The following is a 16484-nucleotide window of genomic DNA, read 5'->3' on the forward strand; positions in this document are numbered from 1 at the left end:
CCGGGATGACATAAAGTCCGGCACGACATTTCAACAAAAAGGTCCCGCTCCGTAAGGAGCGGGATTTTTTTTAGTTTATCTACCACAATACACCTATAATACGTCAAAATCTCCTACAACTTAAAAAAGAAAGAAATTTATCATAATTACTTCATTTAGAAAACTTTATTTTTACAAACGAACAAAAAAGTTCATTTTTCACATAAGGAGGAAACAAATGAAACTTGTCAAAGCCATAACTGCATCCATCGTAGCCCTAGGTATTTCATCTGCATGGGCAGAAACTGTGGGCATTCGGATCTCAAGTAATTACAAAAACGAAGGACGCACGGACTACGTCGAAAACGGAAACAAGCATTTTACAGTATGCTACGTAAAATCATCCGACAATTACGAAACATCTGAACAACAAGTATGCGGAGAAGACCTCAAAGACTACGGTATTTCCTACACATTTACCAAAGACGTCAATGGAGAAGATCCGACCCAAATAATCGTAAGTAACGAAGATTTTGCAGCCAATCCCATTCAATTTGACGGAGGCATCAACGTATCCAAATCATGGGATCCCATAGTAAACACAGACCATTTAAAACAAACCATACCTTCTGGAACCTATTATCTTGTTGTTAAAATAGAGAACGTTCAAAAAGCAATCAGTGTAGCAGTTACAGAACCCGTCCCTCCACAAAACGCATTGCAAGGCGATGAAGGGACTTTGAGATTGGACAAAGCCGCCAACACCAAAGATACATTCAACGCCACAAGAACAAGCGCTTCCGAAATTACAATTACCACAGATAAAACGACAGACTCTAAATACACAATTACAGATATGAAGGGTCAAGTTGTTTCCGCAGGACTATTAAAAAACAACGAAACCCGCGTAAAAGTACCAACAACGGGTTCATACGTCGTTAAGGTCGGGCGCAACTACAAGAAAGTTAATGTGAGATAAAGCAATAAAAAAAGGCGATGCCGGATCGGAGTCCGGCATGACATTTCAAAAAAAAGTCCCGTTCCATAAGGAGCGGGATTCGTTTTTATAGTCCATCGAGTTCTAGCAGCGCAGCCATGTCGTTCGAATTGATTTCGAAATCAAGCTTAGCGTTCTGACGGATGCGCTCTTCGTGTACAGATTTCGGGAGCGGCAAAAGCCCGAGCTGTAACACAAAACGGCTTGCAAGTTGCGGCACCGAGACGTGATACTTTTCCGCCATCGCACAGACTTCCGGCACTTTCAAGAGGCGACCCGTCGCATTCGGCGAATACGCTTCCACCAAGATTCCGACCTGTTCGCAGAAGTCAATCAGTTCCGTCGGCACATGACCGATGTGAACGCGAATCTGGTTTACCGCAGGCACCACGCGAGCTTCCGCCAGCAAATTATTCAGGTCGTCAATTTCAAAATTCGAAACACCAATTGCACGGATTTTACCCGCTTCGTAAGCTTCTTCTAGCGCATTCCAGACATCCACATTTTCACGGTAATAATGGTTTCCGTTAGGGACGCCCATTTCGGCCCACGGACGCGGAGCATGAATGAGCATCATGTCGATATGGCATGCATCCAAGCGATCCATCGATTCCTGGATACAGCGTACCGTATCAGCATAATTCTTGACTTCGGCAGGGATTTTCGTCGTGATAAAAATGCTTTCACGGTGAATTCCAGTCGATTTTAGCGCCGCCTTGAGCCCAGCACCGACTCCCGCCTCATTTTCGTAGGCGATTGCGGTATCAATATGGCGATAGCCCGCATCTATAGCGGTAGCGACCGCAGTTGCAGCCACGTCATTTGGGGTTTGCCATGTGCCCAATGCAATTTTCGGGATTCGCTGCCCATTATTCAACTTGTAAAATTCGTCGAGTACCATAATCAAACCTCGCTACTTGTACCAAATTAATATAACTAGAAACACGATTCCAGCGAGGCAGAATCGCCAAAGTCCTAATACCACATTGGAATATTTACTGGTGTGAAAAGAGGCTACTTCTCGATTGTTTTAATTTCGCCCTGGGCGGCGCGATTGGCGTTGTAGGGGTCTATGTGCACGAGGGCATCGACGACATTTTCGTTCGAATCGATGAGCAACTGTTCGACCTCTTCGGCAACATCATGGGCATCTTTCAGTGTCATTTGGTCATCGACCACGATATGCACGTCCACATGCAGGTCACTCCCGACGTAGCGGGAACGGAGCCCATGCAAACTGATGACCTTCGGGTGCGAAAGCGCCAAATTGCGCAATTTTCCAAGAACATCCGGATCCGCACCGCGGTCCACGAGCTGGCGAAGCCCCGGAGCCGCAATTTCAATCGCCGAATGCATAATGAAAAACGCAACAACCAACGCACCGACAGAATCCGCAAACCAAAGCTGCGGGAGCAAAATGGCGAAAACGACCGCCACAAGCACGGGAATCGAGCTAAAAGAGTCGCTACGGTGGTGCCAAGCGTTCGCCTCGAGCACCTGACTGCGGATTTTACGCCCCGCATTTCGCGTGTAGCGGAAAAGGATCTCTTTTACGATAATGGAGGCAAGCGCCATCACGGCAACGGACGTTTCCGGGTGCGAAGCTTCACCCGCCAAAAGCGCAAGGACCGCCTTATACCCAATGCCAATACCCACGGCGGCAACGGCAAGCCCAATACCAATCGTAATGAGCGTTTCAAATCGGCGGTGTCCGTAAGGGTGCTCGGCATCCGGTGGCGAGTTCCAAAAATGACTGCCAACAATCACGGCGACATCAGTCACAAAATCAGACGCACTGTGGATAGCATCTGCAACGAGCGCCTGGGAGTTCCCCACCACGCCAACAACAAACTTGGCCACGGAGAGCGCGGCGTTCCAGCCAAGCCCCACCCAAGTCACTTTGCGGACTTCTGAACTATCGTCTTTTTTGCGTACGCGAGTCATGACCTTTAAGCTAGAAAATTTGCAACCTTACGTGCTCCCAAATCATCAAAATTGCTGTAATAAAAAAACAATGTTACTATTTTTCTAATGCTTATGAAAAAAATCTTGAAAATCATCATCGCTATCGCCGTTTTGGCAGGGGTTGCCCTCGGCGTCAAGTCATTCTTCTTTAACGGAGATGCCACAAGCCAGGCTGGAGCCCTCATCAGTACCAAGGTGGTGACAGACACCATCAAGACTACAATTTCGGCAACGGGTTCGTTAGAGCCGGTGGACCAGGTGGAAGTCGGTACGCAGGTTTCTGGCGATATCGCCAAGATTAACGTTGATTTCAATTCCAAGGTCAAGAAAGGCCAAGTCATTGCCGAACTTGACAAATCCAAGTTGCAGTCGACTTTAAAGCAGACGACAATCTCTTACAAGAGCGCCGAAAACGACTTGAATTACAAACAAAGCACATACGACCGCGTCAAGAAGCTCGCCGAAAGCAAGAGCGCAAGTGCGGTCGAACTGGAACAGGCTGAGTACAACCTAAACGCAGCAAAGCTCGCCGTGGAACAGCGCAAGAACGAAGTCGCCCAGGCAAAACTGAATTTGAGCTACGCCACCATCAAGAGCCCGATTGACGGCGTTGTGCTGAAACGAGCGGTGGATGTCGGCCAAACCGTTGCAGCCTCCATGAGCACGCCGACATTGTTCGTCATCGCAAAGGATTTGAGCCAGATGAAAGTCATGGCGGCAGTAGACGAAGCGGACATCGGACAAGTTAAACAAGGCCAACGCGTGACGTTTACGGTTGACGCCTTCCAGAACGACACGTTCCATGGCACCGTGCAAGAAGTCCGCCTAAACCCGACGACCACGAGCAATGTGGTGACTTACACCGTCGTGATTACCGCCGAGAATCCAGAACAGAAGCTATTGCCGGGCATGACCGCCACCTGCACAATTGTCACTCAAGAAATTACGGACGCTATTACGATTCCGGTCAAGGCGCTCAAGTTTACGCCTGCCGCAGGAACACCGATGATGGATCCGAAAGACATGCCGCGCCCGGAACGTCCGAAGACCGCCGAAGCTGGCGACAACTTCCCACCCCCGCCTCCTGGCATGGGACCGGGTGGTGCTCCAAGCACAGGCGCCAAGAAAAAACACAAGAAGCCCAAGCTTGAAGGCGACCACGTATGGATTAACATCAACGGCAAGGCAGCTCCGCGTCGCGTGAAGATTGGTCTTAGCGATGGCGTGAACGTCCAGATTCTCAAGGGCCTGAGCGTCGGAGATTCCGTGGTCACAAGTCAAGAAACGGTTTCGGCAAAGGGTTCAAGCGAACCAAACGCCAAAAGTCCCTTCATGCCGCAGAGACCCGGGAAAAAGAAAAAGTAGTAGATCCTTCGACTCCGCTCGCGCGGAGTTTATCCCGGACTCCGTTCCGGGACTCAGGATGACACCTACTCTAGAACATATTTAAAATAAGCATCCACTAGAGCTGACCCCCAGAGATAAATAACAGGGGCTGCAATGGCGAGGAACGGTCCGAAAGGAATTTGCCCGGCATCCTCGCTATTTTTGTTTTGTGCAGCCTTTTTCGCAGCAAGCATCCCATACGGGACCATAATCACAATGCCAAGCAAAGCGGCTACCAAAAGTGTTTCGACAGCGCCAGTGAGCCCCATAAGAGCCCCATAGCCAGCCAAAAGTTTGACATCGCCAAAACCCATTGCGTCTTTCTTGAGCACCTTAGTGGCAATCCAGCCGAGCAGATAAAGCCCGCCGCCCGCAACAACAGCCCCAATCAAGCTCTGGAGAGGCGTCACGCCACCCGGCACAAGCGAAATCAAAAGACCTGCGACAATCCCGCCGACCGAGATGGAATCGGGAATCAGCTTGTACTTGCAATCAACGGCACAAACGGGGTAAGCACCAAGCAAAAGCCAGAACATCGCAGCAGCATCCGCCCAAACTTCAGGCGACAAGACCGGTCGCGAAAAGTCCGTCCCGAAGCCAGCCGCCGCATAAAGCGCAAGCGCCCCGAGCAAACCGCAAAGGCTTTCGCCAATCGGGTAAATCACGCTAATCGGCTGTTTGCAGCAAGCGCTCTTGCCACGCAGCCAAAGCCAGCCCACAATAGGCAAATTGTAGCGGATAGGGATCCTCTTTTTGCAAAGCGGGCAGTGCGAAGGCGGATTAATCAAGGAAATTCCACGCGGCATACGGTAAACAATGACGTTATAGAAGCTCCCGACACAGGCGCCGAGACCAAAAAACACAATTAACCAGTACCAAAGTGGAATTTCTTGCATAAAATCCTCGTCTTTTTCGGAATATAATTATAATTTAGTTAAACATTTATCAAATACTGGGAGACCCCTAAATGAATATTGAAATTGCTGCTATTTGTGACGCCGCCACCGCTAACGATGTGGGCGGCCGCATGAACCTTCTTGGTGCCTTTGACCGCATTTTCGCAAAGTTTCCGCTTGTGATTCCGCAGTGCTCCGCCGCTTTCCGCTTGCGCTACCAGCGCGCAGAAGCAGGCACGCACCAGTTGAGCCTTTCTATCGAAGACGTTGTTGGACACCCGATTGTTCCGCCGATGCAGTCCGAAATTGAACTCCAGCCGGTTGCACAGGGCTTTGATACAGCCGCCGTCAACATGATTTTGAACATGCAGCGTTTGCAGTTCGTGCGCCCGGACAAGTACATTGTGCGCCTCGTCGCCGACAACGAAGAACTTGCCGCACTCCCGCTGTACGTGCTCGAAGACCCGCGTCTCGCCCAGCAGAAGCAGCCGCCTCAGGCCGAAGAAAACGGCGTTGACGGTCGAGCATAGTAGACGAGAGAACGCCCGCTACAGCGGGCTACTAGCCCAAAGACTAGAGAGCGCCGGGTATCTAAGCCCGGCGTTTTTTCTATTTTAAAAACATGAAGTTAGCCTTTTTGACACGTTATTGCGCAAAGATTACAAGCCATGCAAGGTCGGCACAACTCGCAGCAAGATTCGTCGGGATTGCAGGAATTGCCGCAAGCCTTACCGCCTGTAGCGGCATCAACGACAGTTGGGAAGTCAAAGGCGGCGGATTCATCAAGTATAGCATCAATGACGGCGAAGAAATCACGCAGGAACTCGACCGAAACGATGTCGAAATCCCATTCATACGCAACCGCCACCACTACCTACTGGTTCAAATCCCGACAGGTCGCAGTGAACGCAACAATCGATTAAGCATCATGGTCAATGAGCCCAAGCTTAGCAAAAATAACATCGTTGCAGGCTACACCTGGATTCAAGTCGAAGGTTCCCCCAAAGCGCTCATCAAAGGCGACAGCAACTACGTTACCATCGACCAAAAAGACGATACAAAATGGACGGCGTTCATCAACCTACATTTTGAGGACTGCAGGTCGGGAAAATGCAATGACACACTCCCTCCAATACTATTTAAAGGTCGTCTGCACTACTGGATTGCCGAGGACGATCGTTAAAAAAAACTTTTGGGGTGATAAATAAATTTTTTTTTGAATTTTATCGCCAACCACCCTTGACAAGCGCTCAATCATTTTCTAATATTGGGCTACCTTAATGGTCGATTAGCTCAGTTGGTTAGAGCGCTACCTTGACATGGTAGAGGTCACAGATTCGAGTTCTGTATCGACCACTGAAAAATCCTCGCTGAAAAGCGAGGATTTTTTTTGCATAGAATTTCGCTGCAAAGAAAAAGCCCGTCGGATGCGGGCCAAATCTTATTCTTTCCAGTTGTCGTCGTACTTATCGCCGTAACGTTCAGCAGTCAGCATACCAACACATTTAGCGTTCGTTACGTTATTGACCAAATCATTCGGCGTTATAAACATGGACTGTTGTTCTCTTGCAATTTTCATCATTTCCGAGAACGAAACTCGGTCGCCCTTCAAGAACGTCACCAAGGCTTGGATAACATCCTTAATGGCATTGACGATGTCCAAGACAACGGAAAACTCATCTGCATTCATTGCAGGAACCTTATCGGCACTCTTCTTCAAAAGAAGCTTTTCCAAATCAGCCAGGATTTCCTTTTGGGAGCGGAGCTTTGTCGCAGTCTGGAGCTTTTTAGCCTTGAAATTCTTCTTGCATTCTTCTTCATGCGATGCCACGTAATCGGCATACATATCGAAGAGAGTGAAGAATTTTGACTTGCGGCCTAAAAGGGCGTGTTCCTTAAAGCCAACGTCACCGTCCTTGATTTTCAGCTTGAGAGCCGGATTCTTCTTGGAAGCATCCAGATAGCATTGGTAAACATAAGAAGAGCACACCATCGTATGCTTGCCCGGGGTATTCTTGTCTTCGATGATCTTTTTGAGTTCTGCGGCAACCAAGCACAGGAATTCAACAACAACTCGAGACATAAGCGGTCTAGTCACCTTATGCTTGAAAATAAGAATCAAGCCCAAAAGAATCAAGTCCGAATACGGATACGGAAGATCCTGAAGCACATAATCCTTGGCAATCGGCACAACAGGTTCAACGCCATTTTTACCTGCCTTATTATGGCGCATTACATAAGCTTCACGAGCATCCGCATTGTCTTTCATTCGGCGTGCATGAATACCCTCGCTACCGGCTTCAGCAAGGACGTTATCCAGATTCTGAACAAAGATTGCGCCATGCGACACATCAGAACCTGTAAATTTCATGATAAGTTTACTAATATCATCATTGATGTCGCCCTTAAACGCCAAAATATCGCCCGGGAGCAGGTCGTTCACAGAAATTTTTCCAGCTTTTTTCAATTTTGTTGCCATTTTACATTTCCTTTTGTTTAAGTTGTATAATAATTTACATACAACCGCATTACATTGCAATAACCCATTTGGGCTATATTGCCCCCACCCTCAGGATTATAAAGTGGGTACAAAAAAAGCCCGGGGGTTACCCGAGCATATTAACTTCAATTTTTAGGAGAAGCAAGCAGGACAAGGCCGCAGGACCGAAGCTGTACAAGTCGTACAGCGAGAGTCCGAGAACGCAGTCATGCGCCGCTTATCGTAAAAATTACTTAGCAGCAGCGGAGTCCGTAACAACAACCTTAGCAGCAGAGTCAGCCGGGATGGCGACAGCGGCGCTATCAGCAGCCGGTTCAGCAATCGTTTCCGCCGGAGCAGCAACTTCGGCAGGTTTTGCATAAACAGGTGCGGCAGGAGCCGGAGCGGCAACAGCGGCAGTCGGAGCAGCGGCAGCTTCAGCCGGATCTTCGAAGAAGTTCACCTTAGAAAGACCGAACATCATGATCCAGGAGAGCACGAGACCGCCGATACCCATCACGATACCCGTGATAGCCATGCCACGCGTATCCGTGTAACCCGTAGCGTGGGCAAGTGCGTTAGGAGGCGTAGAAATCGGGAGGCACATACCGAGGGAGCTTGCGAATGCAACAGCAACCATCAAGGAGGTCACGCCACCGAGCGGAGCGAGGTTGTCCTTGCAGCTCACAGCCACGACGATGAAGATCGGGACGAGCAAGCTAGCCGTAGAGGTGTGGCTCATGAAGTTTGCCATGAAGAGGCAGATGAAGCCGCAACCGACCATAAGAACAACCGGAGACCAGGTATTGAACGGAATAGCGTTGATGAGGTCCTTGGCAAGACCTGTCTGTTGCAAACCGAGACCAAGAGCAAAGCCACCAGCTACGAGCCAAAGAACGTCCCAGCTCATTTCGTTGAGGTCCTTCTTAGTAATCACGCCCGTCAAAGCAAACACAGCCATCGGGATCATAGCAATCACGTTGTCGTTGAGGCCATGAACATTCTTACCGGTCACCCACAAAAGTACGCACACAGCAAAGGTAATGTAAACGATGATAGCGCGCGGACTCTTGTCAAAACCTTCGGCACCTTCGATATCGAGGTTCATTTCCTTCATCTTGATCGGATAGAGCTTGAGGAGCAAGAACCATGCAAGAATCATCATAACAATCACATACGGAACACCGAATTCCATCCACTGGCCAAACGAGATGTTGAAGCCGCTGGACTGGAGAGCACCAAGAGCGATGGCGTTAGGAGGCGTACCGATCGGAGTACCCATACCACCGATGTTAGCACCGAGCGGGATGGCAAGGGCAAAAGCAGCTTTACCGCGGTCGTTTTCATCAAAGAGCTTGAGCACCGGGCCCAAGATAGCAAGCATCATAGCAGCAGTAGCGGTGTTGCTCATGAACATGGAGAACACTGCGGTAATAATCATGAGGCCAAGGAGCACCCACTTCGGATCCTTACCAAACGGCTTGAGGAGCACGCGGGCAAGGTTCTTGTCCATGTTGTACTTGCAAGCGGCAGAAGCAAGGAAGAAGCCACCCAAGAAGAGCATGATGATCGGGTTGGCAAACGTTGCCATGATGTCCTTGAACTTGAGCGGTTCAACACCTTCCACGCGGAACGGGATAAGAGCCGAGTTCGAAAGCGTAAGGATCATCAACACGATGACGAACATGGACGTAGACCAGATTGGGAACGGTTGGAGGATCCAGAAAAGGGCAGCCATCACAAAGATTGCGATGACGCGAATTTCGAGAGTGTTCAACGCGTGGTCACCAACGAAGCCGAGGGCTTCGTACGGGACGAAGAGGGCAGCGATGGCGAGCACCGATGCAATAATGAGTTTGATGAGTTTTGCTTTTGTCATAACGAGCGCAAATTTAGTAATTAAACTTGCGTTCGGCTAGACTGATTTATCGGACCATAACGCGGGTGACGGCACTAAGGCTTCCGACCTTGACCTTCACAAAGTAAACACCCTGCTTAGGCTTTTTCATGGAAATGGCGTTTGAGCCTTCGCGAGCGACAGCCCTGTTCGTTGCAACTACTCGGCCATCAATACCCACAACAGAGACCTTCACATTGGCACCAGCAAGCTTGGAGGCGGCATCGAAACCAACATTCAAGACGTTCGGAGCCTGGTTCACGCGGAGCCCCTTGAGGAGATTCTTCGCGACGTTAGCAACTACTGCACTCTTGGTCACTCGAACAGAGACATTTTTTGCATTCGACGAGAGTTTGACATCCACCGGGCTATCCTTTACGACTTCGACCGTTTCATTATCGACCGTCGCATAGACTCGCATGCCCTTCTCCCAGACGCTTTCGAGCCCTTCAAAGCTCAACTTGCCATCACGGGAAGTCGTTGCACTCACTTCAAGATCCCATTCGAGGTCGTCTGCGTTCTTTTTCACGCTCTTGGCAAGGCGCTTTTTGCCCTCGACAATGGAGAGGTTCACACGGTCACCCATGCCTGCCGGCGGTTCACCCAAGGTTTTTGCCGTACGACCTACCGCAATTTCGTTCCAGGAATCCCGCTTACCGTTATTATCAGACAGCACAACGCGGAGATTCCAGTTTTCAGACTCTGCACTCTTGTTCAAGGACTTTTTCTCGTCTTCGAGAACAATCGCCGCCTTCAGCGGAATGCGATACGTCATAGATTTTTCCGTATGCACCCAAAGGGCTTCATACGGTCCAAGTACATCAGGTTCCACATATCCGCTTGAATCCGGATCCCACTGGCAGAAGTTGATATTTTCATCCTTAGGGAGTTTCACATACCAGCCATAGGGATTTGCCACGAGATTCCAACCGGAATACTTATTCTCGAGATGCCATTCGATTGCATCATTCATATTGGGAGTCTGCAAGCTCATCGCAAATGGTTCATGATTAACAGGACCATACCAGTAACCGCGAGTAGAATCGAACTTGTCCTTCACGCTAAACTTGCGATACTGCCAGAATTCGCCCACCGGATTCGATTCGTCCCACCAGTAAACAGAAGTCACAGCACCTGAGCCACTCGCCTGAGCACAAACATTCTTCATTCTTTGGTAGAACTGAGCGTCATTCATGCCACGCTTGACTTCATCCTGCATGTATTTGCATTCTTCTTTTGCCCTGTCGCTTTGCGTAAGGCCAAAACGAGTTTCGAGATCAGACAAGCATCCATCGCCCTTGTTGTAGCAGAACGCATTCAGAGAAAGGGTCTGCCAAGCACGCGGCGTATACGTCTTTTGTTTTTCCGTGATGAACTTTTTATCATAGCTGATAGAATCATCGCCGTCCGTAAGCGTAAAGGTTACCGTGTATTCCCCGACAGGCGCCGGGTCAAGGCGCCACAATCCATTCTTGACACTTTCAACAGATTTTGCATCGACAACGGTATCGAGGTAGACTCCCACATCGGAAACAACCTTGATATGGTAATCCACCTTTTCGGACGTACTTGCAAGCTTGTTGTCGAATTCCATGCGGAGCGCATTGCCGTCCTGCGTTGCAGTCGGCTCGGCAATTTCGAGCAGATACGTCTTGTGAGAGGCTCTGCTAGAACTGGACTTTACAGAAGAACTGCTCGACTGGGCGCGGCTAGAGCTGCTGTATTCATAGCTGTTACCCGCGCTCGAAGAACTAGACGAAAATTCGATATTCCCAGCGCTGGAGCTTGAAGAATAGTCCCCGTTGCCAACACTTGAAGAACTCGAAGAAATGTCGACACTCGAACTAGAATTCACAGAAGAGCTAGACGATGTACCGCTAGAACTAGACTCTGCAAAAGAACTGCTGGATTCAACAAAATCGCTAGAAGACAAATACATTTCGCTTGACGAAGACTCTTCCTCAGAACTACTAGATTCCACAAAAATCGAAGAAGAAGACTCTTCCACACCGCTGCTAGAACTCATTTCCACACTAGAGCTGCTTTCAGCGCACTCCTCGTAAAGTGCTTTAATCGTCAGATCCCTATCCACACTGAGGTAATCCGTAGAATTCCACTTGTCAAAAGAACAGCCCACAGAATTTACCGTCGGAGGATTAGGGACTGGAGAAGGCCAGCCATGAACAACTTCGTATTCCTTGATGACATCATCGCCATCTACGAATTTAACGCTATGGGTCTTAAGATTTGGAGCAAAAACCGGTTTCAACGTCGGCAACGGAGCCGCATCAGCAGCATTTTCATCATACATCCAAACTTGATCCGATTCGTCATCCAACACTTGGTTCAATGCATCCGCAAATTCAGCCGATTTCATATTTGCAGAAAGCATGCAGCCGTTTCCTGTTTGATCCACAGACTGAGTTTCATTAGCCGTGCAGTTTCGGACATTATTTTTTGCGGTACTTCCTTGATAAGTCGGCACCGTATATTTTTTACCATCCCCAATAGAAATGGCAGGTATTTTTTCAGGTTCTTCGCTATAGTGATAGTTAGAGATAAATTGAGAAGCCCTACCGGTATTGCCATAAAGAACACCAAACAAGTAACCTATATCAGAATTCGAGGGAAATTCTTTGGTCAAAGAGCCATTCGAGTAGGTATTTTTAACGATAATCGGGGCTCCAATAGAAGAACGACCGACAAGACCACCAACATAGAAAGCCTTATTTGCGGCAGCAACCTGCTTTTCTTTAATATCGCCTTCAACAGATACAACACTCAACTCGGTAACAGACTTACAATTGCCGCAAACGCCACCAATATAAGCTGTGGAAGCGAATCCCGCATTCATATAAGTATATTGCAAAAGAGTCGTTATGTTTCCACTCGGCTTCACACGAACATCATTGAATGCTATTTGAGAATTCCCAGAATTATCAATCAGAGGGAACATACCAACAATGCCACCAACATAAGTGTTAATCCCATAATCCTTTACAGCTAAAGAGCCATTGTAATTTAACCCTGACAATTTCAAGACAACACCAGAAGTATTGTACATACTAGCGGCGCCAAAAGCACCTCCTATAGAAACCGTACCCGTCACTTTAGTTGCCGTAGAATTCTGGCTATCAATATCATAGTTTATTCTAATCGACGATGTATTACCCGCAATTGCGTTTTCTTCGGTAGCAAGCATGGCCGTTCCAACAAGACCACCAATAGAGGCCGAAATCAACTGCTCTGAAAATGATTTACCCCAGATTTTTATGTTTCCACTTGTATTGGAATTTTTGAGAGTCAAGAACAAATCATCCCCATTGCCCACATTAGTGGTATTATCGCAACCGGCATACCCAGCAATACCTCCAACAAAATAATTGTAGGTTCCTGCCTTTGCATTAAGATCAACCAACACAACACTTGCGGTTGCATTTACAATTTTCAGGACACTGCCGTTACAAAGATTACTCTTTCCGATAACCCCACCCCAATAGATATTTACAGTTTCGTCGCCTACAGCTCCAGTTCCGGCAGCTTCTAATCTTTTCACATTTACATTGCTGATTAACAAATCAGATTTTGTCTGATTATTTGAGCCATCTTTCTTTGTTTCACCAAACACACCACCAATAGAGGTTCCGCCTGTCACTTTTTTACCACTCGGCACAGACACCTTGATGTCCTGATTTAAATACGGCTTGTTATTATCACTGCCAGACTGCGCATAGACATACATGCCCGCAACACCGCCTAAAACGGACTTATCAACGCTAGCGGAGTTATTTATATCAACATTGATCTCGATATTTTCGTAAGTGGTAAACTTGGAAATAGCGGCAATACCGCCCATGACCGCCATATACCCATCTGTGGAGGTTTCACCGATACTTGCGCCGATAAAATTCGTAAGGTCCACAACATTAGGAGTTTCAACAAGCTGGACGCTGTTAGACAAAGCGATGAGAGAAGTTGCTGCAGTAGTTTTGTCCGAATAAATCTGGGAAACTTTGGAATTCCGGATAAGCCCTGCAAGCCCACCAGCAAACGGAGAACGGATAACAACTTTATCAAGAGTGATATTATCGACGTTCGTATAAGAAATCTGCCCCGCAAGGGCCCCCATCGGATAATAGTCGACTCCGTTAGTTGAAGGGTCAGCCTCTAAAGTTTCACCAGTTGCGCTATACCACTTTTTCCCGACCACAAAATTCACACCCGATATCGTCAGGTTCTTGACAAAAATATCAAGTCCATTGGCTCCAATCGGAGGGATGTCGTATCCAATTTTTCCAAAAAGGCCTATATAACTATCACCATCTTTCCTTTGGATATAGCAAAGGTTCTTTATGGTATGACCGTTTCCATCGAAAACTTTTCCGCCGAACTTGATAGGAGTATGTTCCGTCGAGCAGGACTCCGTATCATCGTCTTCGTTATGACTATACGTTTCCCCAAAATTCAAGTCAGAGGCTAGGGTCAAGTTGGTATACTTATTTTTAGACTCGTTCTGAGTAGTAGCCCAAACGCTAGACAGCATCTGATTAAGGATTTGGGCGTAAGAGTTGCCGCTCTCACTCAAATTTTTAGAAGCAAGGCATATAACAGAGGCACCCGCCATCTCCGTGGATTCATTAACCGTACACCCCTCGCCCGCCTGCTCCAAGTAAAGCGATTTTGCTGTTGCATTATAGCCAAGATTTATGTATTGAGTCACTAAGGCGACAGGATCTTGGGTATTATCCCCAGCCCAAGCAGACATCGGGATGGCCAAACCTAGACCAAGCAGCAGACGAGTTAAGTAATCCATTCAAGCCCTCTAATTTTACTTGTAAAAATAATTTTTAAGGCTACTTTGGCAACCGTCAATAAAAGTAAAAAGCGCCAATTGTGACAGTCAGCACGGAGATGAAAATTTGCTTACAAATATTTAATTGCTTTAGTGCCATAGGTTTACTAAATTGAAGTCACCATTATGGTGTTTCATAGGAGTTAAAATGTTCAAAAAGATTCTTCTTCTCACGGCTGCGATTGTCACATCCAGCTTTGCAACATGGGATTATTTCGGCCTGCTTCAGAACAATTCTGGTTCTGTCAAAACGGGACTTTACTACGACTGGGACGGAGACTGGTCCCAAATGGGTCTGAAAGTCGGCGCACGCGTGAATATCGTTCCGCAATTTGAACTTTCTTTCCAGAGTTTTGGCTACCAGTTCTGGGGCGAAAAGGAATGCGATGAAGATAACAACTGCGGTTACGCAGACGGCGGTAAAGGTCTCCGCGACCTAGTCATCGGCGCACGTTACGCCTTGGATCCGGAACTTTACCTTTTCCTCGACTTTAACCTCCCCATCGGTCGCGACAAGAACGATGGAAACGGAACGACGCCTCCCAGCAACCACGAAATGTACATCTACGCCGGTGCACAGCACCACAGAGACATAGCATCCATCAAGGGCGCATCCTACGGTGCAGAAGCAGGTCTTTTCTGGGGATTCAAGCATCACGACAGAGAAAGAGGTCTCGAACTCCGCCTGGGCGGTGAATTCGACTTCACACTCCCCTCTGCACCTGTAACGCTCTTGGTTGGCGGTCAGTTCTGGTTCCGCCTTTTTGCATCGGAATACAACAACGGTACCAAGAAAGACAAGGAAATGCATGACGACTGGTCTCATCAGTGGAAATTCTGGGTCGGTGCAAGCGTCCCGCTGAGTGACGACATCTCCATCAAGGGTACAATTATCGCCCGCAGCCAGGATTTGAAAAACAAGAGCTACGAACCGGAAATCGTGATGGAAGGCGATGCCCTCGGCGTTACCTTGGAAATGGAATTCAAGTTCTAATCACCGGGTCTAAGCTGAAGACATAAAAAAATAAACGTCTAAATTTCTTAAAAACCAGTCGATTATTCCGACTGGTTTATTTTTATTTACAGAGTCCGTTTAAACCCCATAGTTTTTACCTATATTTCGAAGAAATTTTCTTTCTATGGAGTAACTATGTTAAAAAAAGTAATCGTAGGCACTGCACTTCTCGCATCCGCCAGCTTCGCAACCTTCAGCAACTTCCCGGTTCCGGCAGCCATGAGTGGCGACGCCAAGATTGTTGCAGACTTCATCGTTCATGATAAATGGAAAGGTCTCGACCTGAGCGCAAAGGCTCGTTTCGTTCCGGTCCAGAACTTGGAACTTTACTTGAAACTCCCGTTCAGACCGATTAGCCGCTACGATGGCGAAAACGACCATAAGACCGGTATGGAAAACTTGACCACCGGCGTACGTTACCAGGTGGCTCCGATGTTCGCCGCATTCCTCGATGTTACATTCCCGACCGGCAAGGACAAAATCTCTGACGACGGATTCAACTTCTATTTCGGTGGACAGTTCTCCAAGGACTTTGGCGCTGTGGGTCTCGGCACAGAAGCAGGTCTCTCCATTACAACGGAAGGCGATGACCGTAAGAAAGGACCGATGAGCTTGATCCTCAATGCGGAATTGGATCCGAACGTTTCCCAGGTCGTTTCCCCGTACTTCGGCATCACCTTTGACATTTTGCTTAATGACGAAAAGACAAGAGGCAAAAAATCTGCCGAAACGAGTGGCGATGTCGGCGTTGCCCCGTACGTAGGTGCAAATTTCAAGGTCAACCAGTTGCTTTCCTTTGATGCTTGCGTAACATTCGGTCTCGGCGATGACGACTACCTCATCTACACGAGCGGCAACAAGAAAATGACCGTGACGTGGGAAGGCTCTGTCAACTTCTCCTTCTAATTAAAATTCTTTATCCATCTATGAAAAGTCCCGGCGATGCCGGGACTTTTGCGTTTCGAGAAATGTTTCGCGCAATTACAAGACCTGACTGGGTCCTTCGCGCTGCTCAGGA

12 protein-coding genes and 1 tRNA gene are annotated in these 16484 nt (G+C 48.0%); 7 read left to right on the top strand and 6 right to left on the bottom strand.

All coding sequences use genetic code 11. From position 1 onward, the window contains the following. Positions 1 to 217 precede the first annotated feature (217 nt). Entirely contained in the window at positions 218 to 958 is a 741-nt protein-coding gene (locus tag B9Y77_RS07600) for a hypothetical protein (protein WP_085491081.1), read from the top strand. A gap of 85 nt (positions 959 to 1043) precedes the next feature. On the opposite strand, the gene B9Y77_RS07605 is transcribed toward B9Y77_RS07600, so the two are convergent. After that, positions 1044 to 1877, bottom strand: a complete 834-nt coding sequence (locus B9Y77_RS07605; protein WP_085491082.1) for an aldo/keto reductase — start codon at positions 1875 to 1877, stop codon at positions 1044 to 1046. Positions 1878 to 1990: 113 nt separating this feature from the next. Beyond that, positions 1991 to 2920 (bottom strand): cation diffusion facilitator family transporter, encoded by a 930-nt coding sequence (locus B9Y77_RS07610; RefSeq protein ID WP_085491083.1) that lies wholly within the window; start codon positions 2918 to 2920, stop codon positions 1991 to 1993. An 87-nt stretch (positions 2921 to 3007) separates the two neighbouring features. On the opposite strand from B9Y77_RS07610, the gene B9Y77_RS07615 reads away from it, so the two are divergent. Next, positions 3008 to 4306 carry an efflux RND transporter periplasmic adaptor subunit gene (locus B9Y77_RS07615; protein ID WP_083555476.1) on the top strand — a complete coding sequence of 433 codons (1299 nt, stop codon included), beginning with the start codon at positions 3008 to 3010 and terminating at the stop codon, positions 4304 to 4306. A 65-nt stretch (positions 4307 to 4371) separates the two neighbouring features. On the opposite strand, the gene B9Y77_RS07620 is transcribed toward B9Y77_RS07615, so the two are convergent. Further along, positions 4372 to 5223, bottom strand: coding sequence for a prepilin peptidase (locus B9Y77_RS07620; RefSeq protein WP_085491084.1), 852 nt, complete (start codon positions 5221 to 5223; stop codon positions 4372 to 4374). 71 nt (positions 5224 to 5294) lie between these two features. Here B9Y77_RS07620 and B9Y77_RS07625 point away from each other — a divergent pair, with 71 nt between their 5' ends. From B9Y77_RS07625 to B9Y77_RS07635, 3 genes are all read left to right on the top strand, one after another. Beyond that, positions 5295 to 5753: a DUF6941 family protein gene (locus B9Y77_RS07625; protein WP_085491085.1), complete on the top strand. Its 459-nt coding sequence runs from the start codon at positions 5295 to 5297 to the stop codon at positions 5751 to 5753. A gap of 92 nt (positions 5754 to 5845) precedes the next feature. Beyond that, a complete protein-coding gene (locus B9Y77_RS07630; RefSeq protein WP_085491086.1) occupies positions 5846 to 6406 on the top strand; it encodes a hypothetical protein in 561 nt (186 codons plus the stop codon). A 99-nt stretch (positions 6407 to 6505) separates the two neighbouring features. After that, positions 6506 to 6579: transfer RNA gene (locus B9Y77_RS07635), tRNA-Val, on the top strand. 85 nt (positions 6580 to 6664) lie between these two features. Here the strand turns inward: B9Y77_RS07635 and B9Y77_RS07640 are convergent. From B9Y77_RS07640 to B9Y77_RS07650, 3 genes are all read right to left on the bottom strand, one after another. Further along, positions 6665 to 7702 (bottom strand): hypothetical protein, encoded by a 1038-nt coding sequence (locus B9Y77_RS07640; protein WP_085491087.1) that lies wholly within the window; start codon positions 7700 to 7702, stop codon positions 6665 to 6667. A 250-nt stretch (positions 7703 to 7952) separates the two neighbouring features. Further along, complete coding sequence (locus B9Y77_RS07645; RefSeq protein ID WP_085491088.1) at positions 7953 to 9581, bottom strand: SLC13 family permease; 1629 nt, start codon at positions 9579 to 9581, stop codon at positions 7953 to 7955. A gap of 46 nt (positions 9582 to 9627) precedes the next feature. Next, complete coding sequence (locus B9Y77_RS07650; protein ID WP_139829277.1) at positions 9628 to 14412, bottom strand: T9SS type A sorting domain-containing protein; 4785 nt, start codon at positions 14410 to 14412, stop codon at positions 9628 to 9630. 187 nt (positions 14413 to 14599) lie between these two features. On the opposite strand from B9Y77_RS07650, the gene B9Y77_RS07655 reads away from it, so the two are divergent. Together B9Y77_RS07655 and B9Y77_RS07660 are read left to right on the top strand one after the other, a co-directional pair. Further along, on the top strand, positions 14600 to 15445 hold the full coding sequence (locus B9Y77_RS07655) for a hypothetical protein (RefSeq protein ID WP_085491090.1): 846 nt from the start codon (positions 14600 to 14602) through the stop codon (positions 15443 to 15445). Positions 15446 to 15601: 156 nt separating this feature from the next. Then, positions 15602 to 16372, top strand: a complete 771-nt coding sequence (locus B9Y77_RS07660; protein ID WP_085491091.1) for a hypothetical protein — start codon at positions 15602 to 15604, stop codon at positions 16370 to 16372. Positions 16373 to 16484 lie beyond the last annotated feature (112 nt).

It is taken from the genome of Fibrobacter sp. UWB13 (assembly GCF_900177805.1).
Classification (GTDB): Bacteria; Fibrobacterota; Fibrobacteria; order Fibrobacterales; family Fibrobacteraceae; genus Fibrobacter.